Source organism: Stenotrophomonas sp. CFBP 13718 (genome assembly GCF_014842145.1).
Classification (GTDB): Bacteria; Pseudomonadota; Gammaproteobacteria; order Xanthomonadales; family Xanthomonadaceae; genus Stenotrophomonas.
In genome coordinates this window covers 1-25,941 of record NZ_JACYVC010000010.1, presented here as the reverse complement: position 1 = coordinate 25,941, position 25,941 = coordinate 1, and the positions used below count along the sequence as shown (strand labels likewise).

The 25,941-nt window shown below is 66.6% G+C and carries 22 protein-coding genes; 13 read left to right on the top strand and 9 right to left on the bottom strand.

The window, feature by feature from the left end; translation table 11 throughout:
• Positions 1-858: 858 nt before the first annotated feature.
• From IFT58_RS14800 to IFT58_RS14790, 3 genes are read right to left on the bottom strand one after another with little or no spacing between them, the layout of a single operon-like run.
• Positions 859-2,112, bottom strand: a complete 1,254-nt coding sequence (locus IFT58_RS14800) for an ectonucleotide pyrophosphatase/phosphodiesterase (protein ID WP_192095770.1) — start codon at positions 2,110-2,112, stop codon at positions 859-861.
• A 46-nt stretch (positions 2,113-2,158) separates the two neighbouring features.
• Positions 2,159-2,656 carry a methylated-DNA--[protein]-cysteine S-methyltransferase gene (locus tag IFT58_RS14795; RefSeq protein ID WP_192080301.1) on the bottom strand — a complete coding sequence of 166 codons (498 nt, stop codon included), beginning with the start codon at positions 2,654-2,656 and terminating at the stop codon, positions 2,159-2,161.
• The gene (locus IFT58_RS14790) at positions 2,653-4,128 is read right to left on the bottom strand and encodes a DNA-3-methyladenine glycosylase 2 (protein ID WP_192095768.1); all 1,476 of its coding nucleotides are present in this window, start codon (positions 4,126-4,128) and stop codon (positions 2,653-2,655) included. The genes IFT58_RS14795 and IFT58_RS14790 overlap by 4 nt, the downstream gene beginning before the upstream one ends.
• 156 nt (positions 4,129-4,284) lie before the next feature.
• Here IFT58_RS14790 and IFT58_RS14785 point away from each other — a divergent pair, with 156 nt between their 5' ends.
• The 4 genes from IFT58_RS14785 to ubiM all read left to right on the top strand — a co-directional run bounded on the left by IFT58_RS14785 (position 4,285) and on the right by ubiM (position 7,742).
• The gene (locus tag IFT58_RS14785; protein ID WP_192095766.1) at positions 4,285-5,445 is read left to right on the top strand and encodes a hypothetical protein; all 1,161 of its coding nucleotides are present in this window, start codon (positions 4,285-4,287) and stop codon (positions 5,443-5,445) included.
• A gap of 57 nt (positions 5,446-5,502) precedes the next feature.
• Complete coding sequence (locus IFT58_RS14780; protein ID WP_192095764.1) at positions 5,503-6,063, top strand: DUF4019 domain-containing protein; 561 nt, start codon at positions 5,503-5,505, stop codon at positions 6,061-6,063.
• Between the two features lie 9 nt (positions 6,064-6,072).
• Positions 6,073-6,462, top strand: a complete 390-nt coding sequence (locus IFT58_RS14775) for an MAPEG family protein (protein WP_188327328.1) — start codon at positions 6,073-6,075, stop codon at positions 6,460-6,462.
• Between the two features lie 89 nt (positions 6,463-6,551).
• Entirely contained in the window at positions 6,552-7,742 is a 1,191-nt protein-coding gene (ubiM, locus tag IFT58_RS14770; protein WP_192095763.1) for a 5-demethoxyubiquinol-8 5-hydroxylase UbiM, read from the top strand.
• Positions 7,743-7,749: 7 nt separating this feature from the next.
• Here the strand turns inward: ubiM and IFT58_RS14765 are convergent, their stop codons facing one another.
• Positions 7,750-7,980: an RNA-binding S4 domain-containing protein gene (locus IFT58_RS14765; RefSeq protein ID WP_188324602.1), complete on the bottom strand. Its 231-nt coding sequence runs from the start codon at positions 7,978-7,980 to the stop codon at positions 7,750-7,752.
• 234 nt (positions 7,981-8,214) lie between these two features.
• Between IFT58_RS14765 and IFT58_RS14760 the strand changes: the two genes are divergently transcribed.
• From IFT58_RS14760 to IFT58_RS14740, 5 genes are all read left to right on the top strand, one after another.
• Positions 8,215-10,110, top strand: coding sequence for a DEAD/DEAH box helicase (locus IFT58_RS14760; protein WP_192080311.1), 1,896 nt, complete (start codon positions 8,215-8,217; stop codon positions 10,108-10,110).
• A 163-nt stretch (positions 10,111-10,273) separates the two neighbouring features.
• Positions 10,274-12,691, top strand: coding sequence for an EAL domain-containing protein (locus IFT58_RS14755; protein WP_192095873.1), 2,418 nt, complete (start codon positions 10,274-10,276; stop codon positions 12,689-12,691).
• A gap of 97 nt (positions 12,692-12,788) precedes the next feature.
• Positions 12,789-14,450, top strand: a complete 1,662-nt coding sequence (locus IFT58_RS14750) for a diguanylate cyclase (RefSeq protein WP_342029570.1) — start codon at positions 12,789-12,791, stop codon at positions 14,448-14,450.
• A 39-nt stretch (positions 14,451-14,489) separates the two neighbouring features.
• The gene (locus IFT58_RS14745) at positions 14,490-15,212 is read left to right on the top strand and encodes a pseudouridine synthase (RefSeq protein WP_192080313.1); all 723 of its coding nucleotides are present in this window, start codon (positions 14,490-14,492) and stop codon (positions 15,210-15,212) included.
• Positions 15,213-15,287: 75 nt separating this feature from the next.
• Positions 15,288-16,358, top strand: coding sequence for a sensor domain-containing diguanylate cyclase (locus IFT58_RS14740; protein WP_192095761.1), 1,071 nt, complete (start codon positions 15,288-15,290; stop codon positions 16,356-16,358).
• Positions 16,359-16,464: 106 nt separating this feature from the next.
• Here IFT58_RS14740 and IFT58_RS14735 read toward each other — a convergent pair whose 3' ends face one another.
• Genes IFT58_RS14735 through IFT58_RS14725 form a run of 3 tightly spaced genes read right to left on the bottom strand, consistent with a single transcriptional unit; the run spans position 16,465 to position 18,692 of the window.
• Positions 16,465-17,412 (bottom strand): DMT family transporter, encoded by a 948-nt coding sequence (locus tag IFT58_RS14735; protein ID WP_192095759.1) that lies wholly within the window; start codon positions 17,410-17,412, stop codon positions 16,465-16,467.
• A 39-nt stretch (positions 17,413-17,451) separates the two neighbouring features.
• Positions 17,452-18,252, bottom strand: coding sequence for a DUF72 domain-containing protein (locus IFT58_RS14730; protein WP_342029569.1), 801 nt, complete (start codon positions 18,250-18,252; stop codon positions 17,452-17,454).
• On the bottom strand, positions 18,249-18,692 hold the full coding sequence (locus IFT58_RS14725; protein WP_192095757.1) for a VOC family protein: 444 nt from the start codon (positions 18,690-18,692) through the stop codon (positions 18,249-18,251). Before IFT58_RS14725 ends, IFT58_RS14730 begins: the two co-directional genes overlap by 4 nt.
• A 106-nt stretch (positions 18,693-18,798) precedes the next feature.
• Between IFT58_RS14725 and IFT58_RS14720 the strand changes: the two genes are divergently transcribed.
• On the top strand, positions 18,799-20,358 hold the full coding sequence (locus IFT58_RS14720) for a serine hydrolase (protein ID WP_192080319.1): 1,560 nt from the start codon (positions 18,799-18,801) through the stop codon (positions 20,356-20,358).
• 93 nt (positions 20,359-20,451) lie between these two features.
• Entirely contained in the window at positions 20,452-22,284 is a 1,833-nt protein-coding gene (gene smrA, locus IFT58_RS14715; protein ID WP_192095755.1) for a multidrug efflux ABC transporter SmrA, read from the top strand.
• 45 nt (positions 22,285-22,329) lie between these two features.
• Here smrA and IFT58_RS14710 read toward each other — a convergent pair whose 3' ends face one another.
• Positions 22,330-24,138, bottom strand: a complete 1,809-nt coding sequence (locus IFT58_RS14710) for a DUF885 domain-containing protein (RefSeq protein ID WP_192095753.1) — start codon at positions 24,136-24,138, stop codon at positions 22,330-22,332.
• A gap of 104 nt (positions 24,139-24,242) precedes the next feature.
• On the opposite strand from IFT58_RS14710, the gene IFT58_RS14705 reads away from it, so the two are divergent.
• The gene (locus IFT58_RS14705; protein ID WP_192095750.1) at positions 24,243-24,599 is read left to right on the top strand and encodes a GFA family protein; all 357 of its coding nucleotides are present in this window, start codon (positions 24,243-24,245) and stop codon (positions 24,597-24,599) included.
• A 53-nt stretch (positions 24,600-24,652) separates the two neighbouring features.
• Positions 24,653-25,396, top strand: coding sequence for a DUF4349 domain-containing protein (locus tag IFT58_RS14700; protein ID WP_192095869.1), 744 nt, complete (start codon positions 24,653-24,655; stop codon positions 25,394-25,396).
• A 54-nt stretch (positions 25,397-25,450) separates the two neighbouring features.
• Here the strand turns inward: IFT58_RS14700 and IFT58_RS14695 are convergent, their stop codons facing one another.
• Positions 25,451-25,744, bottom strand: a complete 294-nt coding sequence (locus tag IFT58_RS14695) for a hypothetical protein (protein WP_188324592.1) — start codon at positions 25,742-25,744, stop codon at positions 25,451-25,453.
• Between the last annotated feature and the right edge of the window lie 197 nt (positions 25,745-25,941).

Below are 25,941 nucleotides of genomic sequence, written 5' to 3'. Positions count from 1 at the left end.
ACGGGCGTTCTCGCTGGCAGGGACAGGGGCGCAGGATCGCATGCGGTGTGCGGCGGGGGATCCCCCGAATGGGCAACAGGCTGTTGCGCGGTGCGAACGGGCGGGACCCCCCTCGCGGTGGCTCGACAGCCGCAGCAGGAGGATGGGCCGGGCGGTGGGGCTGTGCGGGGGACGGCAAAAACCGCATCCATGCGGGCCTCGTTTCGCGCCATCCATGGCGGGGTCCACGTCATCGCATTCGCGCTGCCGCTCCCACGCTTTGCTTCGCAAACCGCGGGCCCCGTCTCACCAGCACCCATACCCCGCCGCTTCGCGGCCGCCCCTGACTCAGGGGCTCCCTCCACCAGACGTTTCAACGAGATCTGCGGTAGCGCCGACCCATGCAGGCTGTGTAAAAAGTCCGGCCTTTACGGCGAGTGGCGAAATCTTCGCCATTTTTCGCCCTGCTACGTGTGATCTGCATACCTTGCAGGACTGCAGGCGCTCCAGATCTTGCGTAGCTCGACCGAGCTGGGAGTTGTTACACAGCCTGCCATGGTCGGCGGAATGTTCCCGCCAACGGCCCGCTGCGCTCGCCGACCATGGGTCGGCGCTACCGATGCCCGCAGGTCCCATGGCCACCATGGACCTGTCGAAGGTGGGGGGGGGTGGGTTGGCGGGGGCGTTGAGCGCCATGGATGGCGCGAAACGAGGCCCGCATGGAGGCGGCTCTTGCCGTCCCCCGCCAACCCACCCCGGCCCACCCCGGCCCACCCACCCACGGCCCTTCAGCCGCTGCTGTTGCCGTAGTCGTTGCTGCTGCCGTTGCCGTTGCTGCTCGCTTCTGCCGGCGCCGGGCGCAGCCCGGCACCCCACCCGCTAGCGCAAGGTCTTCAGCAACGTCTGCGGATCACCGTCGTTCGGCGCGGCCGGCACCTGCAGCAGGCGCGCCAGCAGGGAATACAGGTCGACATTGTCGAAATCATCGATCACCACGCCCTGCTTGAACGACGGCCCACGCGCAATGAACACCGCGCGCATCGACGGCAACGCGTTGTCATAGCCATGCGATCCACGGTCCTGCTGGGGACGCTTGGCGATCGTCGCACGGGCCAGCGCATCCCAGCCCTCATCCATCTGGCACACGATGGCAGGGATGCGTGGGTTGCTGCCGTAGTGCCATCGGGCAGGCAGGTCGCCCTTCTTCCAGCACGTGTACTGCGCGTGGCGCCCCAGCAGCACGCGTTCGGCCGCGGCGCGCTGGCCCGGCATCGGCTCGAAGCCGACCGACTGGCCCACGCTGATGTTGCGCGCGATGGCCGGATCCGCCATGTCTTCGGTAGCGATGACGTGACCCTCCGGCACCGACGCCATACCGTGGTCGGACACCAGCACCACGTTGGTGGTGGCGTCGAGACCGCCCCGCTGCAGTCCATCCAGTACCTGGCCGATCACCGCATCCGCGCGCTGGATGGCCGTGGTGTACTCGGCCGACTGTGGACCATCGTGGTGCCCGGCCTTGTCCACGCCTTCCAGATACAGCGTGACCAGTCGTGGCGCATCGGAACCGGCCTGCTGCAGCCACGCCAGCACATCGGAAGCGCGGCGTTCAAACGGGACGCGCTCGTCATATTGGCGCCACTGGCTGGGTCGCACGCCCTTTACCTCGGCTTCGCTGCCCGGCCACGACCACGTTGCAGTGCGCACGCCGGCCTGCTCGGCACTGACCCAGATCGGCTCGCCACCCCACCATGCCGGCTTGGTGACCGTGTCGCGGTCGCTCAGTTTGAAAGGGCCCAGTTGCCCATCGTCCATGCTGTTGTGGATGATGCCGTGCTTGTCCGGGCGCAGGCCGGTGACCAGTGTGTAATGGTTGGGAAAGGTCAGCGACGGATACGATGGATTCATCCATTTCGCGCGCACGCCGCTGTCGATGATGCGCTGCAGGTTCGGCGTGATGCCACGGTCCAGCGCATCGGCGCGCAGGCCGTCGATGGAGATCAGCAGCAGCTTGGGTGCAGGTGCGGCGACAGGCGTGGCGGCGACGCCGGAACCGGGGCGGGCAACTGGGGTGGTGCAGGCAGCCAGCGGCAGGATCGCGGCCAGCGCCCAGGCAAGGCGTCGATAGGTCATCGCGCTATTGTAGGCAGCCGCAATGACGTACCCAAGACACCAAAGGTCATGGGGGGTCGAACAACGCGCCTGCCCCTTGTTCCAGACGCAGCAGCGCGGCCTTGGTCTGCAGTCCACCGGCGAACCCGGTCAATGAGCCGTCGCGGCCGATCACCCGATGGCAGGGCAGCACGATCGGCAGCGGATTGCGGCCGTTCGCCGCGCCCACGGCGCGCGTTGCCGTGGGCTGGCCCAGCGCGGTCGCCAGTTGCAGGTAGCTCCAGGTCTGCCCGAACGGAATCGTCGCCAATGCGTGCCACACGCGCAGTTGGAACGGCGTGCCGCGGGGGGCCAGTGGCAAGGTAAAGGCCGAGCGCTCGCCCTGCAGGTACTGGAGCAGCTGCAGGCGCGCCTCGCGCACCGTCGCGGGCTGGTACTGCCAGTGCTCGCGGCCCTTCGGCGGATGGCGGTTCTCAGGGAAAATAATGTGGGCGATGCCGTGCGCGTCGCCGGCCACGGTGAGCTCACCGATCGGCGAATCGAAGCGATCGTAATGAAGGGTCATGACGGAGCTCCACGGAAAGGAGGAGAGAGGTGCCAAAGGTGCAGCACGGCATAGGCGCGCCAGGGCCGCCACGGCTGTGACCGTTGCTCGGTCTGGCGTTCGGTCAGTCGCTTTTCGGGTGTGCCCAGCATCTGCTGCAGCACCAGGTCACCGGCGGGAAACGCATCAGGCTGGCCCAGCGCGCGCAGCGCAATGTACTGCGCCGTCCACGGACCGATGCCGGGCAGGGCGATGCAACGCTGGACGAAATCCTCAAGCCGTTGCCCTGCACCGAAGTCGAGCTGACTCTCGGCGCAGGCACGTGCAAGCGAACGCAGCGTCGATGCACGGGTGCGTGGAAGGCCGATGGCCTCCAGTGGCGCATCGGCCAGCCGTGCGGGTTCTGGAAACAACCGATCCAATCCGTCGGGCATCCCGTCCAGCGGGTGCCCATAGGCTTGCACCAGCCGACGCGCCAGCGTGGTGGCCGCCGCAACGCTGACCTGCTGCCCGAGCACCGCGCGCACCGCCACTTCAAACCCTTCCCAGCCGCCGGGAACGCGCAACCCCGGACGCTGTGCGATGCCCCGTGCAAGCAGGGGCTCTGCCTGCAGCGCCGCGTGGACCTGATGCAGGTCGGCATCCAGGTCGAACATATGGCGTACGCGGCGGACCACGGCCGGAATCTGTCGCGGATCGATGCGCTCAAGCCGCAGCACGAGTTCGTTGCGCCCGGGCGACGCGCTGACCTGCAGCAGGGCAGGGCGCTGCGCAGGGCCGATCACCCGCTGGTAGCCGTCGTCGTCGATGCGTTCAATCCCGGGAATCATCCGGCGCTGCAGGAACTGCAGCATCAGGCCGAAATCCAATGGAGGCCGGTATCCCAGGCGCAGTTGCACGGCATCGCCCGCACTGGAGGCGGGGGCAGGCAGGCGGCGGATGGCGGTGGGCGGCATGCCACAGCCGCCCAGAAACGCATCATTGAACCGCCGCAGGCTGTTGAAACCGGCGGCCAACGCCACATCGGTCACCGGCAGGCGCGTCTCGGTCAGCAGCTGCTTGGCCTGCAGCAGGCGCTGGTTGGCATGCAGTTGCTGCGGCGTCACGCCCAACGCAGCGACGAACAGCCGCTGCAACTGCCGCGCGCTGACACCCACCCGCGCGGACAGCGCGGCCACCGTCGCGCCCTGCAGGAAGCCGTCATGGATCAGATCGAGCGCCCGCCGCACGGCGTCCTCGTCGATCCGCTGCTGCGCCGCCGGTGACAGCTCCGGCCGGCAGCGCAGGCAGGGCCGATAGCCGGCCGCAGCGGCAGCGGCCGCGTTGGCGTAGTAGGTCACGTTGGACGGCTTCGGCGCCGGCGCCGGGCACACCGGGCGGCAATAGATGCCGGTGCTGCGGACGGCCGTGAAAAACAGCCCGTCGAAACGCGCATCGCGGGCCAGTCGCGCACGTTCGCAGCTTGCAGTGTCCAGGGCGGCAGAGGATGTCATGCGATCAGTCTAGGCCGGCCGGCGTGTCCGGGCTCGCCATTTTCGGACACCAATGCATCGGCCCCCTGACGCAGCCGGTCAGGTTCAGCGGCGGTTGCAGCCATCTGCTGTGCAGGCCCTAGACTGGGCGTGTGTTTCCGACCGGTTCGATGGTACATGTTGCTCAAATGGTGGTCGCCCCTGCTGTGCCTGGCCTTGGCCTCGTGCAGCCAGCTTGAGAATCCCGGCAACGTGACGGCCAACGAGGCCGCCACGCGTGCGCCCAGCGCCGACGGCGACCACATGGTGTCCATCAACGTGGCCGACGCGCCGCCACCCGCGTCGCCGCCTGTTGGCCGCGCCGATCGCCCGTGGCCGGCGGCAGCGCTGGAAAACGGCAGGGCATGGATCAGCTGCACGACCGACTACGCGGCCGAGCCCGGGGATGGCGAGGAGCTGGCGGGCCTGGAGCGTGTGCAGATCGAACAGGCACTGCAGCCGTGCGCCGAGCGCGGTCTGGCGCGTGTGCGATACAGCGGCAAGATCAATCCGGGCTTTGCCGAGCTGGTCTGGCGGCTGGCCGTGGTAGCCGACGGGCTGGGCATCCACAAGCGCATCCTCGACCTGGACTCCAGCGGTGGACAGGTTGAATCGGCCATCGTCGCCGGTGACAGCATCGGCGAGTCCAACTGGACCATCTGGGTGCGTGAGGCCTCCATCTGCCACAGCGCCTGCGTGTTCGTTCTGGCGGCGGGCGACAATCGCCTGGTGCTGGGCAAGGTGGGCATCCACCGCATGATGCGGATCAGCTCGAAGGCCACGTCGCGTGCCGAACTCAACCGCGAGCTGCATGAGGTGTATGACAACGTCAAGGATTACCTGCAGCGCAACGGCGTTGCGGTGGGCGTGGCCGACCTGATGATGACGGTGCCCAACCGCAGCCTGCGGGTGCTGACGTCGGACGAGCTGCGGCAATATGGCCTGGACGGCACCAACGCGGTGCAGGACGATCTGGAGCGCATCAAACAGATGCGCGCCTGCGGCGATGATTTCGTGCGCCGCAAGGATGCGTTCCTGGTGGCCTTCGACCAGCAGTGCAAACGCGAAGGCGCCGAGTTGGAAGCCGTCAATGCCTGCGGGCAGTCGCTGAAGAAAGACTACGGATTCCCCGATGAGGTATGCCCCTCGGACAGCCCGCTGTCGGAGATAGACGTGGCAACCCTGCCGCCCGCACCGGGTGTCTCGCCGTCGCAGCAGGGAGCCGCGGATGATGGACGAGACGAGGCGTCGCCGACCGCCGAGCAGATGCCGGCCGAACCGGTCGAACCGGCGGCTTGAAGCGCGGGGCGGTGGGTGGCGTAGACTGCGGGCATCTACCCTGAACCGGCGGTTCCGATGAAGCGATCGTTGATCTTTCTGTCCCTGCTGCTGCCCGTCACGGCGGTCGCTCAGCAGCCTCAGGCCGCCCAGCCGTCCACCGCACGGCCTGCCGCAGCCCCGGCTGCAACGGGCGCGCGCCCGGCCGCCGCCACGGCACCGGCTGCACCGGCCCAGCAGCTCACGCCGGCCCAGCAGGCGCAGCTTGAAAAGCAGAATGCCGAGATGAGTGCAGCGGCGCTACAGGCGGCCCGGCTTGTGGACGGCGGCCAGACGGCGCAGCTGTGGGACGGCGCATCGGCCGTAGCACGCAAGGCGGTCACGCGTGATACGTTCACCAAGCAGGTCAGCGCGGATCGCGCTCGGCTGGGCGCCTTGGTGGGCCGTGGCCAGCCGAGCATCAGCCGGGTGCGGTTCAACGCAGGGGCGGCCGTTCCCGAGGGCCTGTACCTCAACGTGACCTACCCGACGCGCTTCGCCAACAGTCCGCAGCCGGTGCGTGAGCTGGTCAGCTTCCGCCTTGATGAAGACAAGGTCTGGCGCCTGGCCGGTTACAGCGTCCGTTCGCCGGGAACCTGAGCCATGCCCCTGTCCATTGAGCTGCAGATGCTGGCCTGGTCCGGCCTGCTGGGTATCGGTTACGTGCTGCTCGCCGTCGCAGCGGTCACGCGGGAACGCGGGCAGAAGTGGAACGCCTCCGCGCGCGATGGCGCGCCACCACCGCCGGGTCTCGTGGCTGGTCGCCTGCAACGCGCGCAGGCCAACTTCTTTGAGACCTTCCCGATCTTCGCCGCCGCTGCGTTGGCGGTCGTGGTGGCCGGCCGGCAGGACGGCAGCACGGCGCTCGCGGTGCAGCTGTATTTCTGGGCGCGATTGGTCTACCTGCCGCTGTATGCAGCAGGCGTGCCCTATGTGCGCAGTCTGGCGTGGGTGGTCTCCATGGCCGGCGTGTTCATGCTGCTCAAGGCGTTGCTGTGAATCCGCGCTGCCCGGCCTGATCCAGATCAAGGGCCGCGCAGGGCAGTCGCCGCTATGCTGGGGCTGACAAACAGCCGGGAAGCACAGCGATGCAGGTGACCGATGTGGTGGTGGTGGGGGCGGGCCCCGCCGGATTGTGTTTCGCACGGTCTCTGGCTGGTAGCGGCCTGCGGGTCGCATTGGTGGAGCCGCAGTCCCGGCAGCAGTTGGCCGATGCGCCGTTCGACGGGCGCGAAATCGCGCTTACCCACGCATCCCGGCAGATCCTGCAACGCCTGCAGATGTGGGAGCGCCTGCCTCCCGCCGAAATTTCCGAGCTGCACGATGCCCGCGTCATGGACGGGGTGTCCCCTTTCGCGCTCACGTTCGCGCGGGACCGGCCTGCCGATGGCCCGCTGGGCTGGCTGGTGCCCAATCATCTGATCCGGCGTGCCGCCTGGAATGCCGTGCAAGGGCAGCTCGGCCTGCAGCTGCTGGACGGCCGCCGGGTCCAGGGCGTGCAGTCGGCCGACGCAGGCCATGTGGTGCAGCTTGACGATGGCAGCTGCCTGCACACGCGACTGCTGGTTGCCGCCGACAGCCGCTTTTCCTCTACCCGCCGACTGCTCGGCATCGGTGCCCGCGTGCGCGACTTCGGCAAATCGATGCTGGTGTGCCGGGTGCAGCTCGAGCGCGATCACCGGCAGACGGCGTGGGAATGGTTCGGTTATGGCCGCACCTTGGCCTTGTTGCCGCTCAACGACGGACTGGCCTCGGCGGTGATCACGCTGCCGCCCCAGCAGGTAGAAGGGCTGCTCGCATTGCACGAGGATGCACTGGGCGATGCAATCAGCCGTTTCTTCGCGCATCGCCTGGGCCGCATGCAGCCCGTGGCGAAGCCGCAGGCATACCCCTTAGTGGGCGTCTACGCCGAGCGGTTCGTCGCTCCAGGCGCGGCGTTGATCGGCGATGCGGCGGTGGGCATGCACCCGGTCACCGCGCACGGATTCAACCTGGGGCTGGCCAGCCAACAGCGGTTGGCCGACCTGATCTCGGATCAGCATGCGCGCGGTGCCGACATTGCCGATGCGGGGAGCCTGGCCCGCTACCAGCGCGGGCACCGACGCGCCTCGCGGCCGCTGTACGAAGCCACCAATGCGATTGCCAGCGTGTACACCGATGATCGCGCGCCAGCGCGTCTGCTGCGGGCGGCCGGTCTGCGGCTTGCGCAGGGTGTACGCCCCTTCCGCCAGCTCATCGCCAGCCACCTCACCCAGCCAGTGGCCGGGCAGAGGCCCTAGCGCGGGCTCAGTCTTCTTCCGGCAGGGCCAGCACCCGGATCACGGTGTCATCGAAATCGACCTGCTGGCCCGCGCGGATCTTGCAGGCCTTGCGCAGCTCGACTTCACCGTCGACCAGTACGCGGCCCTCGCTGATGGCCATCTTGGCTTCGCCGCCGCTGCTGACCAGGTCGGTCAGCTTGAGCAGCTGTTTCAGCTCGACGTACTCACCGTCAAGGTCGAACTCTAGGGTCTGCATGGGGGGCTTCCGTGTAAGATGATGCGCATTGTGCGGTGATCAGCGAGGACGGTCCATGACCCCTTGCGGTTGCGCCAGCCTCGGATGAATGGCGGCAATCCCCCGGTTCATCCAGCGTGCTGTATCCTATGCACTCGAAAAAGCGCCGGGGCACGCGTCAGAAGGGCGCCCTAAGCGCACAATACCCCCCTTTTTTCGCCTGCCACGTTCGTGGCAGTGCCTTCGGAGTTCCCCATGTCCCAAGATACCCAAGCGCCGATGCAGTTCGCGCAGCTCGGCCTTTCCGAGCCCGTCATGCAGGCGGTTGCCGCCGTCGGTTACGAAACCCCCTCGCCGATCCAGGCTGCCACCATTCCGGCCATGCTGGAAGGCCGCGATGTGCTGGGCCAGGCCCAGACCGGTACCGGCAAGACCGCAGCGTTCGCGCTGCCGGTGCTGTCCAACATCGACCTGCAGCAGACCAAGCCGCAGGCACTGGTGCTGGCGCCGACCCGCGAGCTGGCCATCCAGGTCGCCGAGGCGTTCCAGACCTATTCCTCGAAGATCCCCGGTTTCCGCGTGCTGCCGGTCTACGGCGGCCAGCCGTATGCCACCCAGCTGTCGGCGCTGCGCCGTGGCGTGCATATCGTGGTGGGTACTCCCGGCCGCGTCATCGACCATTTGAACCGCGGCACGCTGGACCTGTCCGAGCTGAAGACGCTGGTGCTGGACGAAGCCGATGAGATGCTGCGCATGGGCTTCATCGACGATGTCGAAGCCGTGCTCAAGAAGCTGCCGGAAAAGCGCCAGGTCGCGCTGTTCTCGGCCACCATGCCGCCGGCCATCCGTCGCATCGCCCAGACCTACCTGAAAGACCCGGCCGAAGTCACCATCGTCAACAAGACGACCACGTCGGCGAACATCCGCCAGCGTTACTGGTGGGTGAGTGGCATGCACAAGCTGGATGCACTGACCCGCATCCTGGAAGTCGAGCCGTTCGACGCGATGATCGTCTTCGCCCGTACCAAGGCCGGCACCGAAGAACTGGCCACCAAGCTGCAGGCCCGGGGCCTGGCCGCTGCCGCCATCAACGGCGACATGCAGCAGGCCCAGCGTGAGCGCACCATCGCCATGCTGAAAGAAGGCAAGCTGGACATCCTGGTCGCTACCGACGTTGCCGCGCGCGGCCTGGACGTCGAGCGCATCAGCCACGTGCTGAACTACGACATTCCGTACGACACCGAAAGCTACGTGCACCGCATCGGCCGTACCGGCCGTGCCGGTCGCAGCGGTGAGGCGATCCTGTTCGCCACTCCGCGCGAGAAGGGCATGCTGCGCCAGATCGAGCGCGCAACGCGCCAGCCGATCGAAGAAATGCAGCTGCCGAGCGTGGAAGCCGTCAACGACAACCGCGTCAGCAAGTTCACCGCGCGCATCAGCGAAACGCTGGCACAGGGCGGCCTGGACTTCTATCGCCAGCTGCTGGAGCGCTTCCAGGGCGAGAACGAAGTGCCGGCGATCGACGTCGCTGCCGCGCTGGCCAAGATGATGCAGGGCGATACGCCGTTCCTGCTGCAGCCGCCGGTGCGTGCGCCCCGCGAAGAGCGTGCCCCGCGTGAACGCACCGACCGTCCGGAGCGGAACGAGCGCTTCGACCGCGGTGACCGTCCCAAGTTCGACCGCGCGCCGCGCGCCGAAGGCGAAGGGTTCCCGGACCGTCCGCGCCGTGAAATGCCGCCGCGTGGCGCGCCGGAGCAGGGTATGGAAACCTTCCGCATCGAGGTGGGTCACCAGCATGGCGTCAAGCCGGCCAACATCGTCGGCGCCATCGCCAACGAAGCGGGTCTGGAAAGCCGCTTCATCGGCCGCATCGACATCCATGACGGCTTCTCCGTTCTGGACCTGCCGACCGACATGCCGCAGGACGTGCTCACCCATCTGAAGAAAGTGTGGGTATCGGGCCAGCAGCTCAACATGCGTCGCGTTGAGCCGGGCGAGGACATCAGCCAGGCACCGCGGGGTCCGGCCAAGCCGCGCTTCGACAAGGGCGGTCCGCGCCGTAGTGGTCCGGGTGGTCCCGGTGGTCCGGGTGGCAATGATCGCCCGCCACGCCGCGAGGGATTCAAGCCGCGCGGTCCGCGCAGCGTCTGATCCCACGCCTGCCATGACATGGAAGCGCCAGCCCTCGGGCTGGCGTTTTTTTTTGTCCCGGGACAGCGCGCGGAGGCTTCGCGCCGTGCAGACAGGGCCGCCGCTAGCGTGCATGATGCGCTGAATGCAGTCAGGATCAACCACGGATTGGGGGGCTCCACGAATGGGCGAGGCCGGTGCGAGGATGCGGCAGCTTGCGAGGACGCGCGGCTTGACCCTGCGCTTTGCCTTGCTGACCGGTATGGCCGTGGGCCTGGTAGGCATCTCCGCGCTGATCCAGGAACTGCAGGCCGCATCCACGGCCTGGATCGTAGGCCAGAGCCACTGGTCGCGCAGCCAGCAGCAGACCGTTGCCGCGCTGGATAATTATCTCGACAGCGGCGTCGCCACCGACCTGCACGAGGCGCGCACCGCGCTGGCGGTGCCGCTGGCGGACCTGGAGGCGCGCCTGGCGTTGGAGCAGGAAGTGCCGGACGTCGATACCGCGCGCGCTGCCTTCCTGCGCGGCGGGAACGCCCGTGGCGATGTCAATCGGTTGATCCTGTCATACCGCTATGGCCGTGACTTCGCTTATTTCCGCGAAGCGTCCCACTTGTGGCAGCAGACCGATGCGCCGTTGCAGGAGCTTGCGCGCATCGGCGACCAGCTGGAACAGCGTTTCCAGTCCGGCACGGTCAGTGAGCAGGATGCGGTGCGCTATCACCGTCGTCTGAGCGAACTCGATGCGGGGCTGCAGGAGACCGCACGCCATTTCTCTCTCGCGCTGGTGAACATGTCCGCCCTGGTGCGGATGATCACCCTCGCCGTGGGTGCGCTGTCAGTGGTGGCCATCGCCGTGGTCGCGCTGCTGTTGGCGCGTCGCGTGCGCACCGATCTGATGGAGCAGGAAAGCCGGTTCCGTGCCGCCTTCTACCAGGCCAGTGTGGGCATGCTGAAGATCGACGGGGAAGGGGGCATCATGGAGGTCAACCAGGCGCTGGCCGACCTGCTTGGCCGTCATCCCGAGCAGTTGCAGCACATGCACCTGCGTGAGCTGCTGGCAGAGGGCGAGCTGGTGCTCGATGGCGGGGGGCGCATTGACTGGCCCCGCCAGCTGCGTGCCGGTGAACTGCGGTTCCTGCGGGCGGACGGCAGCCTGATGTGGGGGCGCTGGAGCGGCACCGCTGTGTCACGCGGCAAGCAGGGCATTTCGATTTTCGCGATCGTCGAAGACGTCACCCAGAACCATGTGCTGGCGCGCGAAGTGCAGCACCACGCCAGCCATGATGTGTTGACGGGCCTGATCAACCGGCGCGAGATCGAGCGGCTGCTGGAGCAAGCCGTGCAGCAGGTGCGCAACGATGGCGGCGTCCACGCGCTGTGCTATCTGAACCTCGACCATTTCAAGCTGGTCAACGACACGGTGGGCCACGCGGCAGGAGACCAGATGCTGCGTGCCTTCGCGGAGCATCTGGAGGACGCCGTGCGTGACGGCGACTGGGTAGGGCGGCTGGGCGCGGACGAGTTCGCACTGTTCCTGCAGGGGGCTACGCAGGATGCAGCCAAGCAGATTCTGCACCGGTTGATCCGCACGCTGGGACAAGCGAGCGTGCAGTTCGGCGAGGACACTCTGAAGATCAGCTGCAGCGTGGGCGTGGTGGAAATGGGCACCGATACGCCGGATGTGAACTGGCTGATGGGGGCTGCCGACAGCGCCTGCTACGCGGCCAAGCAGGCAGGACGCAACCGCATCCACTGCTTCAACGAAGACCGCATGGCGCTTGAGGAGCGGCGCGGTGAAGCGGATCGGCTGCGGCGCGTCAGCCGCGCCATCGCCGAAAACCGCATGGTGCTGTACGCGCAGCGCATCGCCAATGTCGAAGACCCCGGTCACCTGCATTACGAGGTGCTGGTGCGGATGCGCGATGAGCAGGGCGTGCTGCACGGGCCGGGTGAGTTCATTGCCGCGGTCGAGCGCTATGGCATGGGCATGTCGCTGGACCGGTGCGTGCTGTCGATGCTGTTTCGCCACTTGCAGGTATGCCCCGCGCACGTGGCGCGGCTGGGCATGTGCAATGTGAATGTGTCGGCGCAGTCGATCACCGAGCCCAGCTTCCTGGCCTTCGTCACCGATCTGCTCGAGCGCAACCGCTCGCTTGCGCCGCGGTTGTGCTTCGAAATCACGGAAACGGCGGTCATCAACAATCTCGGTCAGGCGCGCGAGTTCATCGATGCGGTCAAGGCGCGCGGATGCCGTATCGCACTGGATGATTTCGGATCGGGGTCATCCTCGTTCGGCTACCTTCGCCATCTGCCCGCCGATCAACTGAAGATCGATGGCACGTTCGTGCGTGACATGCAGGCCGATCCGATCAGTCGCGCGACGGTGCGCGCGATCGCCGCGCTGGGCCGCGAACTGCAGCTGGACGTGGTGGCCGAATGGGTGGAGACCGACGAGCAGGCAATGCAGCTGGTGGAGATGGGCGTGCACAGCCTGCAGGGCTATGCCATCGAGCGACCACAGCCGTTGGAGCGCATCACGCAGACCGCGCTGCACCCGCACCGCCAGCAACAGACGCCGCCGTGGATGGCGCACCGCTAGGCAATTGGTCGCAGTCTGCGTGAAAACCGTGCGGCTGCGATAATCTGGCCGCACGGACGGCGCGCAGTCTGCGCGCACGCAAGCAGGCGGGTGGGGCGTGGGGAGCACAGGAGTGCAGTGGCAAGGCTGGGTGGTGATCGTGGCGCTGTTGTGCGCCGTCCTGCTGCCGTCGGAGGCCGCGGCGACGCCACAGCCTGTGCGCGATTATCTGCTGCTCGGTGGCGCCACCGACGAACCCACACCGCATCGCAGTTGCACGCCGCAGATGCTCCACGGCCCGCGCCAGACGTTGGAGATTCCCGCTCCGGCCGGTGGCTGGTCCGGTCAACCGCAGGCGCTGGATGTGTTCAACGTCTTCGCCGGCGAGGTGATGATCCGCCACGCGGCGCGGGAGATATGCGGCAACATGGGGGATGCGCGGACGCGGGATTCACGCTTCCGCGCGGGCATCGGCATCGTCATCGTCCCGCCTGCGGGCAGCGCCGAGCCCATCGTCGTTTCCTGGGCGACCCCCCTGAAGGAACGCTGGGGACCCACGCTGCGGCTGGGCGCGCCCAGTCCGGTACAGCAGCGTGACACGGCCCGCCTGCTGGTACGCGCTGCCTGCCTGGCGGTGGCGTTGGCGTTGGCGCTGTCGGCATTGATGGGCTTTTTCAGCGCGCGCGATCGCCTGTTCCTGGTCTACGTCGGCGTCTGCGCGGTGTTCATGGTCTGGCAATCGGTGTTGAGCGGCCTGAGCGGGTATCCAGAGCCCTGGTTTCCGGTGGACGTGGACAGTGCATGGTGGCTGGTGGGATTGACCGCCTGCGCGCAGGCGGTCCTGCTGCCGGTGTTGTGGCGGCTCAACGTGGGCGACCGCCACTGGCCACGCTGGCGGCGCACCTGGGCCATGCTGAGTTGTGGACTGGTGCTGGCGGCCCTGCTGGTGCCCTGGATGGATTGGACGATGCTGGGCTGGATGGCCGACATCCTGCAGGCGGCACACATCACCGGTTGCGCGGCCGCGTTGCTGGCCGGCGTGTGGGCCTGGTCGCGCGGCGAGCGCTGGGCAGCCATCGGGCTGATTGCCGTGGCCCCGTTCCTGCTGATGATCGTGGCCGATCTCGCGCGCGCCCAGTGGTTGTTGGCGCATCGCGTGGAATCGCTGCAGTTGTCCACGACCTGGTTGTTGATGATGGCCGCCTACGCGCTCAACCAGCGGCTGGGCAAGCTGCGTGAGCAGCGTGACGAGATGCGCCAGTTGGCCGATACGGACTCGCTTACCGGGCTGCCCAATCGCCGTGCCGGGCTGCGCCAGCTGGGTGCGCAGATCGCCCGCGCGACGGACGAAGGCACACCACTGGTCATCGGCTTCCTCGACATCGACCTGTTCAAGGAAATCAATGATCACCACGGACATGAAACCGGTGACGCGGTGCTGGTCGCGGTGGCGGCCGCGTTGCGCGGTTCGGTGCGCAGCCGCGAAGAAGTCTTCCGCATGGGCGGCGAAGAGTTCCTGCTGCTGTTGCCCGGCGCCAGCCGCGCGGTCGCTGCCGGGCGCCTGGAGCAGATCCGCCGGAAGATCAGCGAAGCCGGCACCGCGCTGCAGGTACCGGGATTGCAGGTGACGGTGAGCATCGGCCTGGCGCAATGGCGGCCAGATCAGGACGATCTGGCAGGGCTGCTGCGCCGTGCCGATCATGCGATGTACGGCGCAAAGCGCGCCGGCCGCGACCGGGTGATGGACGGGGACCAGCTGGATGCGGGCAGCGCCGCCTGAATCCATGCCGCGGAGGCCACAATGCCCGATAATGGGGGCATGACCATCCGCCTGAACAAACATATCGCCGAAACCGGCTTCTGCTCCCGCCGCGAGGCCGACCGGCTGCTCAGCGAGCGCCGCGTTACTGTCAATGGCCACGTTGCCGGTACGGGCGCGGTGGTTGGCGAAGAGGACAAGGTCCTCATCGACGGGCAGCCGCTTCGCGTGCGCCAGGCCAGCAAGCCCGGCGGCCGTCGCCATGTCTACATCGTGCTGAACAAGCCGGTCGGCATCACCTGCACTACCGAGAGCTCGGTAAAGGGCAACATCGTCGAGTTCGTCGGCCACGAACAGCGGATCTTCCCGATCGGGCGCCTGGACAAGGATTCCGAAGGGCTGATCCTGATGACCAGCAACGGTGACATCGTCAATCAGATCCTGCGCGCCGAGAATGGCCACCAGAAGGAATACCTGGTGGCCGTCAACAAGCCGGTCACTGACGAGTTCCTGCGCGGGATGGCCCGCGGTGTGCGGCTGCATGACCAGACCACGCTGCCCTGCCGAACCTCGAAGCTGGCCAAGTTCGGTTTCCGCATCACCCTGCAGCAGGGGCTCAACCGACAGATCCGGCTGATGTCCGCGCATTTTGGCTTCCGGGTCACGCAGCTGCGGCGCGTACGCATCGACAACATCAAGATCGGTGCGCTCAAGCCGGGCCAGTGGCGCAACCTCAGCGAGCAGGAACTGCGCGGCCTGCTGCCCGGCCAGCAGGACTGGTAACCGCCGCGAAGCAGCGGGTCCATGGCCTGCTGCTTTCCTCTAGACTTGATCCCGGTCCCATCCCCCGAGCGCTGGATGATCAAGCCCGCCAAGCCTGCCAACGAAGCGCAGCGTCTCGATGCGCTGCAACGCTATCGCATCCTCGACTCGGAAAAAGAAAAGTCCTTCGAAGACCTGGTCACCATCGCCCGTGCGGTGGCGGGCACATCGATGGCCGCCGTGACGCTCATCGATGCCGAGCGGCAGTGGTTCAAGTCGATCCAGGGCACCCAGGTGTCCGAGCTGTCGCGTGACGAGTCCATGTGCGGGCATGCCATCCTGCGGCCGCAGGAAATCATGGTGGTCGAAGACGCGCGGCTTGACGCGCGCTTTCATGACAACCCGATCGTGACGGGTGATCCTCGCGTACGGTTCTACGCCGGCGCGCCGCTGGTCAGCAACGATGGCCAGCCGCTGGGTACGCTGTGCGTGTTCGATCCGCAACCGCACCGGCTCGACGCCGACAAGGCCGAGGCGCTGTCCGCCTTGTCACGCCAGGTGATGGTGGTCATGGAGCTGCGTCGCTTCGCGCTGGATATCCAGCAGCACATGCTGGAGCGGGATGATTACGAGAAACTGCTCAGCGACTACCACGACGTACTGCTGGCGCAGAACGCGGACCTGGCCGAACAGAGCCGCACCGACGCCTTGACGGGCCTGCCGAACCGGCGTGCGATGGCACTGGCGTTGGACGCGGCGGTGACCACCCGCGATGGCCAGCCGCGGCAGACCTGCGTGGCCCTGCTCGACATCGATCACTTCAAGCGCATCAACGATTTCCAGGGGCATGCCACTGGTGATCGCGTGCTGTCCGAACTGGGTGCGCTGCTGCGTTCCCACTTCGCCGGGGCAGGCCTGGCGGCCCGCTACGGCGGCGAGGAATTCGTCGTGCTGCTGCCGGACACCGACCTGCGCACGGCCGAAGTGCAGTGCGAGTTCCTGCGCACGGCAGTGGCCGACCTGCCATTGGGCTTCCCCGTCACGGTCAGCATCGGCGTAGCGGCACACCGCAGCGGCGACAGCACCGACCACACGGTCGAGCGTGCCGACGCCGCCCTGTACCGGGCCAAGGCCGCCGGCCGCAACCGGGTGGAGACCGCCCCGTAAAAAAGGGGACGGAGGGGATTAAGTCGTTTTTGACCTCTTCGGGGTCAGAAACGACTTAATCCCCTCCGTCCCCTTTTTTCCTAATCCCCTCCGTCCCCTTTTTTCCTCAGTCCGCGATGTTGCGGGCTTCTGCGGTACCGAGGCTCTCGGGGTGCTGGACGGGGCGGCGACGGTTGAGCAGGGGATGCAGGAACACCGCGCCGATGATCACCGCGACGCCGACGTAGAACCAGCCGGCGACTTCGTGTTGTTCGCGCAGCAGGACCACGGCGAGGATCACCGCGTAGACCGGCTCCAGGTTGGTCACCAGCTGCACGGTGTATGCGCTGAGGTGACGCAGCGCCACCAGGGCCAGGGCGAACGGCAACAGCGTGCAGACGCCCGCCAGCAGCAGCAGCAACAGGCCGTCATGCAGGTCGGGCATCACCCACAGCGGGCTGGCCAGGGCAGGCAGCAGGTAGGGCATCAGCGGGGCCAGCAGGGTCAGGGTCAGCGTGCCCGCACCCAGTTCCAGTGCAGTGACGGTAAGCGGGTCGGCATGGCTGACCATGCGCTTGTTGAGCGAACCGAACACGGCGACCAGTACCGCCGACATCGCGCCGACCAGCACCCCCACCCGCATGCCCTCCGGCACGCCGCCGACCACCAGCGCCACGCCGGGCAGCACCGCGATGCCGAACACCAGTTCGCGGACCTGGAACGGGCGTTTGGCCACCCAGGGTTCGATGATGGAGGTGAACACCGGGGCCAGTGCGATGCAGGTAGCGGCAACGGACGCGTTGGCCAGCTTCACCGCGCCGTAGAACGTCAGCCAGTGCAGCGCGACCAGCGCGCCGATGCCGGAATACGCTGCCACGACCCGCCATGGCAGGGTGCGCAGCCCGCGCCATACCCGCGGCAGCAGCGCCAGCATCGCCACCACCAGCAGCATGCGCCACCACACCAGCGGCAGGGCCGGCAGGGTGATCAGCTTGCCCAGGATGGCCGTGATCCCCCACAGCAGTACACAGAAATGAATCTGGAAAAGGGCTTTGCGGGTGTCAGGGCTGCTCATCGCGATATTGTGCGGCAAGCAGGGCCCTGCGGCGATGGGTCAGCGTGCGTCGCAGCGCTGTTGCAGGGCCATCGCGGCGGCAGGATTGCGGGCCTTCGCCGCGCCGATGCACAGCAGATAGACCTCGCGCGGTGATTGAGCGGCTGCGGCCGCAATCAACGGCAGGTCATCCACGGGCCGTCCCGCTGCCCAGGCCTGCGCCCTTGCGACCCAACGCTGCTGTGCCGGCACGGGAAGGCCGGCCTTCAGGCGGGCCTGGCTGCGCTTGATGCGGACGTAGGCGAAGTCGGCGGTCAGGTCACCGTGCAGCGGGACGTCATCGCTGTCTTCGATGACCAGTGCGATATCGTGCCGGCGTGCCGCGGTGATCAGCGCGGCATCCACTGCAGCGGGGTTGCGCACTTCCAGGGCGTGCTGCAGCGTCACACCCTGCAACGAGGCGGGCAGCGTGGCAACGAACGCCGCAAGCGCATCGGCGTCAGCGGAATGATCCGGGGCGAACTGCCACAGCACCGGACCGAGCCGGTCACCCAGGGCGAGTGCGGCCTGCAGGAAGGGCTGCGCGGCATCGGCCACGCCGGACAGGTCCCGCCGCTGCACCAGGTAACGCGGTGCCTTCATTGAAAAACGGAAGCCCTCCGGCGTCTGCGCCGCCCATTGCGCGCATTGGGCAGGGCTGGGCGTGCGGTAGAACGTGCCGTTGATTTCGATGCAGCGCAGGGCCTGGCTGGCGAAGGCCAGCTCTTCGCGCTGCACCAGGCCTTCGGGATAGAACATGCCACCGCGCCATTCCGGGAACACCCAGCCGCCGATTCCACAGCGTATCGGTGCGGCGCTCACTGCGATGCATCCGTGTGCCAGGGGTCATAGCTGCCAAACCACCACAGGTAGCCTTCCGGATCGGCACAGGCATAGCCACGCCCGCCGTAGGGTTGGTCCGCCAGATCCATGACGATCCGCGCGCCTGCGTCGACCGCTCGGGTGAAGTGCGCATCGACGTCGCTGACGATCACGCAGGCACTCTGGGTCTGACGGCCGCCGAGGTCGGCTGGATGCACGGCGTAACGCGACCACTCCCCCTCATTGCCGGCCGAGGCCAGCATGAGCATGCCCCCGCCGTAGACCAGCTGCGCGTGGTGCACCGTATCGCCGTCGGCGAAGACGGCCTGTGCCTGGAAACCGAACGCGCGCTGCAGCCAGGCGATGGCTGCCTGTGCATCGCGGTAGCGCAGGCAGGGAATGATGGTCGAACCGGCAGTGGCCTGTGCATGGTCTGGCATGGCACCCTCCTTTGGCACAGGAAGGCTGCGCTGTGCGCCGTTACCATCCTGAGAAATCCCGGCGGCCCTGCACGGTGCCGCCACTCCCGTCTGGAGACTGTGCGTGATGATGCGTTTGATTGGAGGCGTGATGCTGATGGCCTGTGCGACGTTGGCGGGTGCGGCAAGTCCGCCGCCCCTGCAGGACCTGGATGCCACCGTGGAGCGCGTACGCGAGCGCTTCGACGTGCCGGGCATCGCCGTGGCCGTGGTGAAGGACGGGAAGATCGTTCTGGAGCGTGGCTGGGGCGTGCGCGAGCAGGGCCGCCCTGGGCCGGTGCAGGCCGACACGCTGTTCGCCATCGCGTCCAACACCAAGGCGTTCACCGCGCTCTCGCTGAACCTGCTGGCCGAAGAGGGCAAGCTGAAGATGGACGACAAGGTGATCGAGCACCTGCCGGCCTTCCGTATGTCCGATCCCTTCGTGACGAGCCAGATGACCGTGCGCGATCTGTTGTCGCACCGCAGCGGCCTGAGCCTGGGCGCGGGGGACCTGCTGTTCTGGCCGACCACCACGTACCGCAATGCCGACGTCGTGGAACGCTTGGGCAAGGTGCCGTTGAAGGGAGGCTTCCGTGAGCGCTACGCCTACGACAACATTCTGTACGCCGTGGCGCAGCAGGTGATTGAAAAAGTATCCGGCCAGTCTTACCAGGCCTTCCTGCAGCAGCGCATTTTCGACAAGGTCGGCATGGCCGGCACGCGGTACAACGCGGACCACCTGCGCGCGGGTGACCAGGCTGCCGTGGGCCACGCAAAGTTCGACTTCACCGATCTGCGCACGGTCGCGCCGTTGACGTGGCAGAACAATGCCGGCGCAGGCGGTATCTATTCCAGCGTGCACGACATGGCGCGCTGGATGCAGGTGCAGTTGGCGCACGGCACGCTGTCCGATGGCACCGCGCTGTTCAGCGCGAAAAGCCAGCAGCAGATGTGGCAAATGATCACCCCGCAGGTCGTCGCCGAACCGGCGGTGCCGGAGCTGCTGCCGGCGCGGCCGAACTTCGCCGGCTATGGCGAGGGCTGGAGTCTGAGCGATTACCAGGGAAAGAAACTGGTCTGGCATACCGGGGGATGGCCCGGCATGGTCTCGCGGGTGACCTTGGTGCCCGAGGAGAATCTGGGCGTGGTCGTACTGACCAATCAGGAAGTGGGTGCGGCCTTCAACGCGATTACCCTGAGCGTGCTGGATGCGTACTTGGGACGCAGCAGGCATGACTGGGTGGATGCCTACGGCAAGGCCGTGGACAAGGGACGCGGCAAGGCGGACGAGGCGTGGGCGAAGCACCAGGCCGCGCGTGATCGGACCAGCCGGCCATCCCTGCCGCTGGACGCCTACGCCGCTACGTACCGGGACAGCTGGTATGGCGACATGCACATCTCACGCAACGGCAAGGTGCTGCGCCTGCAGTTCGACAAGACGCCGCAGCTGGTCGGCACGTTGGAACATTGGCAGCACGACACGTTCATCGTGCGCTGGGATGATCGTTCGCTCAATGCCGACGCGTTCGTGAACTTCAGCCTGGATCCGGATGGAAAGGTGCGCGATGTGCGCATGCAGGCGATATCCGAGCTGACCGACTTCAGCTTCGACTTCCAGGATCTGCTGTTCGTGCCGCAAGGGTGATGCGCACCCGGGGGTGACGCGTGCGGCGGCCGTCACTACCGGGCACACGCTTGGTGGGATAATCAGCGGGTTCCCGTGCTGTGAGCGACTGTGATGTTCCGCTGGTTTGAATCCCTGATCCCGGTGTTTCCGCCGGTGGACAAGCGCACGCCGCCGCGCAGCGTGGTGAAGTTCTATCTGTTCTATCTGCGTCCGGTATGGCCGGTGCTGTTGGCCACGCTGATCGCCGGTCTGCTGCTGGCGCTGGTGGAAGTGGCGATGTTCGACTTCCTCGGTCGCATCGTCGACATGGTGGCCGAGCAGCCCGGCGCGGGATTCTTCCAGCGCCATGCGCAGGATCTGATCTGGATGGTGGTGGTGTGTGTCATCGCCCGTCCGGTGCTGGTGGGCCTGCACAACCTGCTCGTCAACCAGGCGATCGTGCCGGGCCTGAGCAACCGCTCCCGTTGGCTGATGCACAACTACGTCGTGCGGCAGAGCCTGACGTTCTTCCAGAATGATTTCGCCGGCAGCATGGCCAACCGGGTGATGCAGACGGGCACCTCGCTGCGCGAATCGGCGGTGCAGATGGTCGACTCGCTCTGGTACATCGTGGTCTACACCGGCACCGCGCTGTTCCTGTTCGCGCAGGCCGACTGGCGGCTGATGATTCCGCTGCTGCTGTGGATGCTGGCCTACGCGGTGATCATGGTGTACTTCGTGCCGCGTGCGAAGGAGCGCGCATGGATCGCATCGGAAGCGCGATCCAAGGCAATGGGTCGCATCGTGGATGGCTATACCAATATTCCGACGCTGAAGCTGTTCGCCCACGGGGGGCGCGAGCAGGCGTACGTGGCAGAGGCAATTGAAGAACTGGCGGTCAAGCACCGTCGGCAGACGCGCATCACCAGTGGCATGGACCTGACCATCGCCATCGTCAACGGCTTCCTGATTGCCGGCACCTGCGGACTGGCGTTGTGGCTGTGGAACGACGGGCTGATTACCGTCGGTGCGATCACCCTGGCCACCGGTCTGGTGATCCGCATCCACAACATGTCCGGCTGGATCATGTGGACCATCAACGGCATCTTCGAAGACATCGGCACAGTGCAGGACGGCATCACCACGATCTCCCAACCGCTGACCGTGCAGGACCGCGATGATGCGCCCGCGCTCACCGTGAGTGCGGGCGGCGTGCATTTCCAGAACATCCACTTCCACTATGGCAAGCGTGGGGGCGTGATCGACGGCTTGGACCTGCAGGTGAAGCCGGGCGAGAAGATTGGTCTGGTCGGGCCATCGGGTGCGGGCAAGTCCACACTGGTCAACGTGCTGCTGCGGCTGTATGACCTGGAAAGCGGGCGCATCGTCATCGACGGCCAGGACATCGCCTCGGTGACACAGGAAAGCCTGCGTGGTCAGATCGGCGTGGTCACCCAGGATACGTCGCTGCTGCATCGTTCGATCCGCGACAATCTGCTGTATGGCCGGCCCGAGGCGACCGACGACGCGGTGCGCGCGGCGGTGGCGAAGGCGCGTGCCGATGGCTTCATCGAGTCGTTGGTGGATGCGCAGGGGCGCAAGGGGTATGACGCGCTGGTGGGCGAGCGCGGCGTCAAACTGTCCGGTGGCCAGCGCCAGCGCATCGCCATTGCCCGCGTGTTGCTGAAGGACGCGCCCATCCTGGTACTGGACGAAGCAACGTCGGCATTGGATTCGGAAGTGGAAGCCGCGATCCAGGACAACCTGGACGAGCTGATGGCGGGCAAGACGGTGATCGCGATCGCACACCGTCTGTCGACCATCGCCCGGATGGACAGGCTGGTGGTGATGGACCAGGGCCGGATCGTTGAAACGGGCACGCACGCAGAACTGGTGGAGGCCGGTGGCCTGTATGCGCGGTTGTGGGCACGGCAGACCGGCGGCTTTGTTGCCGCCGAGGGATAATGCGTTGCGCCGAGCCATGCTCGGCGCAACCGATGCCGTGGGGTTTTACTCGATCGGCTGGTCCAGCATCAGCTGGCGCGCGAAGCGCACCGGCGGCGCGCCGTAGGACAGCATCTTGTCGTGGTACGCCTTCAGGTTGAACTGGTCGCCCAGTTTTTCCTGCGCGGCCTTGCGGGTGTCGAAGTGCTCCTGCGCGCCGACGAAGTAGGTCGGCAGCTGCGCCGACGTCAACTGTGCGCGCACCCACTTGCCTGATGCTTCGCTGTCCTGCTGGAAGGCATCGTGGGTCATCAGGTGCATCGCCTGTTCGCGCGTCCAGTTGTCCACGTGCACGCCCTGGTCCAGGATCGCGTTGGAAATGGTGCGCAGGTAGAACTTCAGCTGCACCAGGTGGAACAGCGGGTCGTTATCCAGGTAGCCCTGTTCCTGCATCATGCGTTCGGTGTAGACCGCCCAGCCTTCGGCAAACAGGCCCGAACGCAGCACCGAGCGCAGGGTCGATGGGAACTTGGCCGAATGCCAGCCTTCGAGGTAGTGGCCCGGGGTGCCTTCGTGGATGCTCAGCAGGTGGATCATGCGTGAGTTGTATTCACGCAGGAACGAGTCGACCTGCTTCTGGTCCCAGTCGTCGGGGATCGGCGACACGGCGTAGAACGTCTTCAGGTTCTTGTCCAGCGGACCCGGTGAATCGCAGTAGGCCACCGCCACGCCGCGCTGGAACTCCGGCATCAGGATGATGTCCACCGGCGCGTCGGGCAGGGTCATCAGGTCATGCTCGCGGACGAACGCGGTGGACTGGTCCAGCGCCGCCTTGGCATCGTCCACCACCTTGTCGCGCGCCGGCTTGTCCGCATAGGCAAGTTCCAGCGCGGCTTCGATGGCTTTCTGCTGCTGCTCGTCGCTCGGGTTGGTCGGCATCTGCGGCGCGCCGGGCTTGTCCTTCAGCACGGTCTGGGCGATGCCATACATGTCCTGGCGCACGCGCTTGAGCTCGGCACGCGCACGCTCGCCGATCTCCTGCCGCGACAGCGACGAGTTCAGCGCGAACTTCAGCTTCTGGTCGTACAGCTCAGCACCCACGCGGAACTCACCCTTGGCGTTGGGCACCAGCGTCTTGTCCAGCCACTGCTGCTGCTCGTCCACGGCCTTCTTCAAGCCATCGATGGCCGCCTGCAGGCGCTGCTGGTCGGCTTGCGGCAGTTCGCCGATGTGCGGGGTGATGAAGGTATCGACGATGCTGAGGATGCCGCGGTTCTGCTTGGCCACCGTTTCAGCGTGGATCTTCGGCACGCGGGCCGGATCGAGGTTCTCGCGGGCCTGGGCGAAGATCGCCGGGATCTTTTCCATGCGCGCGGTGGCCGACTTCAGGCGCTCCGGCAGCGGGGCGAACTCACGTGCCATCAGGCCGTAGATCGCGCTGCCGGCCAGACCGTTGTACATCTGCGGGTCCCACTTGGACGACTGCAGAACTTCCGCATTCCAGATATCGGACTGCAGCTGGTTGCGCAGGATCGCCGCATCCACCTGGTTCTCGCGGCCCAGCGTGGCCACGTCCATCGTGTCCAACTCGGCGAGCAGGCCCTTGTAGGCGGCGAGCGTCTTCTGCTGGCCCGCGGCGCTGAGGTCATCGATCTCGCTGTCGAACCGGTGGTCACCGATCTGCGTGGCACCGACCGGTGACTGCTGCATCCAGCTGTCCAAGGCACGCTTGGACAGGTCGGCGAAGGCCGCATCGGCGGTGGCCGCCCCTGCCTGGGCCGGGGCGGCGGCGGGCGTGCTGGCCGAGGGAGCGTCGGTCTGCTGGCAGCCACCAAGGGCGGCGATCAGGGCGAGGGCAAGAAGATGCGGGCGCATCGGCAATCCTGTATTCGGGTCAATGCCCAAGCATAGGCTGGCCCCGGTGCGCTGTCTGCGTGCCAAAGGATTACCATCGTCGCATTCCCGTGCGGAGGTGTGTCATGCAGTACGAAGGAAGTTGCCATTGCGGCCGGATTGCGTTCACCGTGCAGGCTGAAGAGCCGATCACCGATGTCATCGACTGCAACTGCTCGCTGTGCCGTCGGCGCGGCGGCCTGCTGTGGTTCGCCGCCCGTGACGCGCTGGTGCTGTCCAGCGATCCGGCGCAGCTGGCGACCTACCAGTTCAACAAGCACCACCTGCATCATCACCATTGCGCCCACTGCGGCATCGCGCCGTTCAGTGAGGGGGTCGATCCACGCAGCGGTCAGGCCATGGCGGCGGTGAACGTACGTTGCCTGCCGGGTCTTGCGCTGGATGGCCTGTCAGTCACCGCCTTCAATGGAGCCGATGCGTGAGCCTTCCTGTAACGCGACGTGGCTTGGGTATCGGTGCGGCATTGTTCGCGCTGATGCTCGCCGGGTGTGGCAAGCCGGGGATGGCCGATGCCGGCGGCGCTGGCGCGGGCGCCGTGGCCTCTCCCAAAGGCGCATCACTGGCCTACGAGCACGATCTGGACATCCGCCTGGACGCGACGCAGATTGGTCCGCGCGTCAAGCAGATCGCCGACGCGTGCCAATCCGCGCGCTTCGGCGACTGTGCTGTGCTGCAGGTGGGGCAGCAGGGGGGTGACTATCCGACCGGCTCCATCCGCGTCCGCATCGCGCCGAAGGGCGTGGAGCCGATCATCGGCCTGGCGGGGCAGGGCGGGGAGGTGTCCTCACGCAATACGCATGCAGAAGATCTTGCCCAGCAGGTCGCCGATACCGCGCTGGCCAAGGCGCGTCTGCAGAAGGAGCATGAGCGGCTGCTCGCTTACCAGGACAGCAAGGACATCAAGTTGGCGGATTTGCTGGTGATCACGCAGCGTCTGTCGGAGATCGAGGCGGGTGTCGAACAGGCGAACAAGGATGCGACGCAGCAGCGCAGGCGCATCGATACGCAACTGGTGACGATGCAGTTCAACACACCGTCGGGGCAGCGCAGCCGCAGTGAAATCGGCCAGGCGTTGCGTGAATCGGGCACCATCCTGACCAACAGCGTGGCCTTCCTTATCCGTGCCGTGGCTGCGCTGCTGCCGGTCGCGGTGGTGCTGGGCCTCGTGGGGTGGATCGGCGTGCGTCTGTGGCGTTGGCGCCGACGCCGGAAGGCCTGACCGCCGGAAGTCCGGAGGGGGCGCCACGCCGAGCTTGGCGCCCCTTGCCCCGGATCAGCCTTCGTCGGTTTCGTACTCGACGAACACATCGAGCTCCAACGCGAGCTCCTGCACGGCATCGCGCACTTTCTGCGCGGTAGCCTCATTGCCTACCTCGACCTCCAGTTCGTGGCTGCCGGGGCCCATGTCGTCGGACAGGCCGGCCGAGCTGGAATCATCGTCGTCCATCTTCGGCATCAGGTCATCGGTTTCTTCAACATGCTCGATGCCTTCGATACCGAGCAGCAGATCGCTGATGGCACGTGCATCGTCTTCGCTACCGGTGATTCGCAGTCGCAACATGGCCATGGGGCGTTTCCTCATTGATTGCAGGCACCCAGCCTAGCCAGCAGATGGAAAAAAGCGGGTGAGGGTGGCGCATGCAGGACGGTAGCGCCGGAGGCGGTGGAGCCGAAGGGTAGAGCCGACTTCAGTCGGCTGCAGAGCCCCCGAGGGTAGAGCCGACTTCAGTCGGCTGCGCACAGCACGCAGCCGACTGAAGTCGG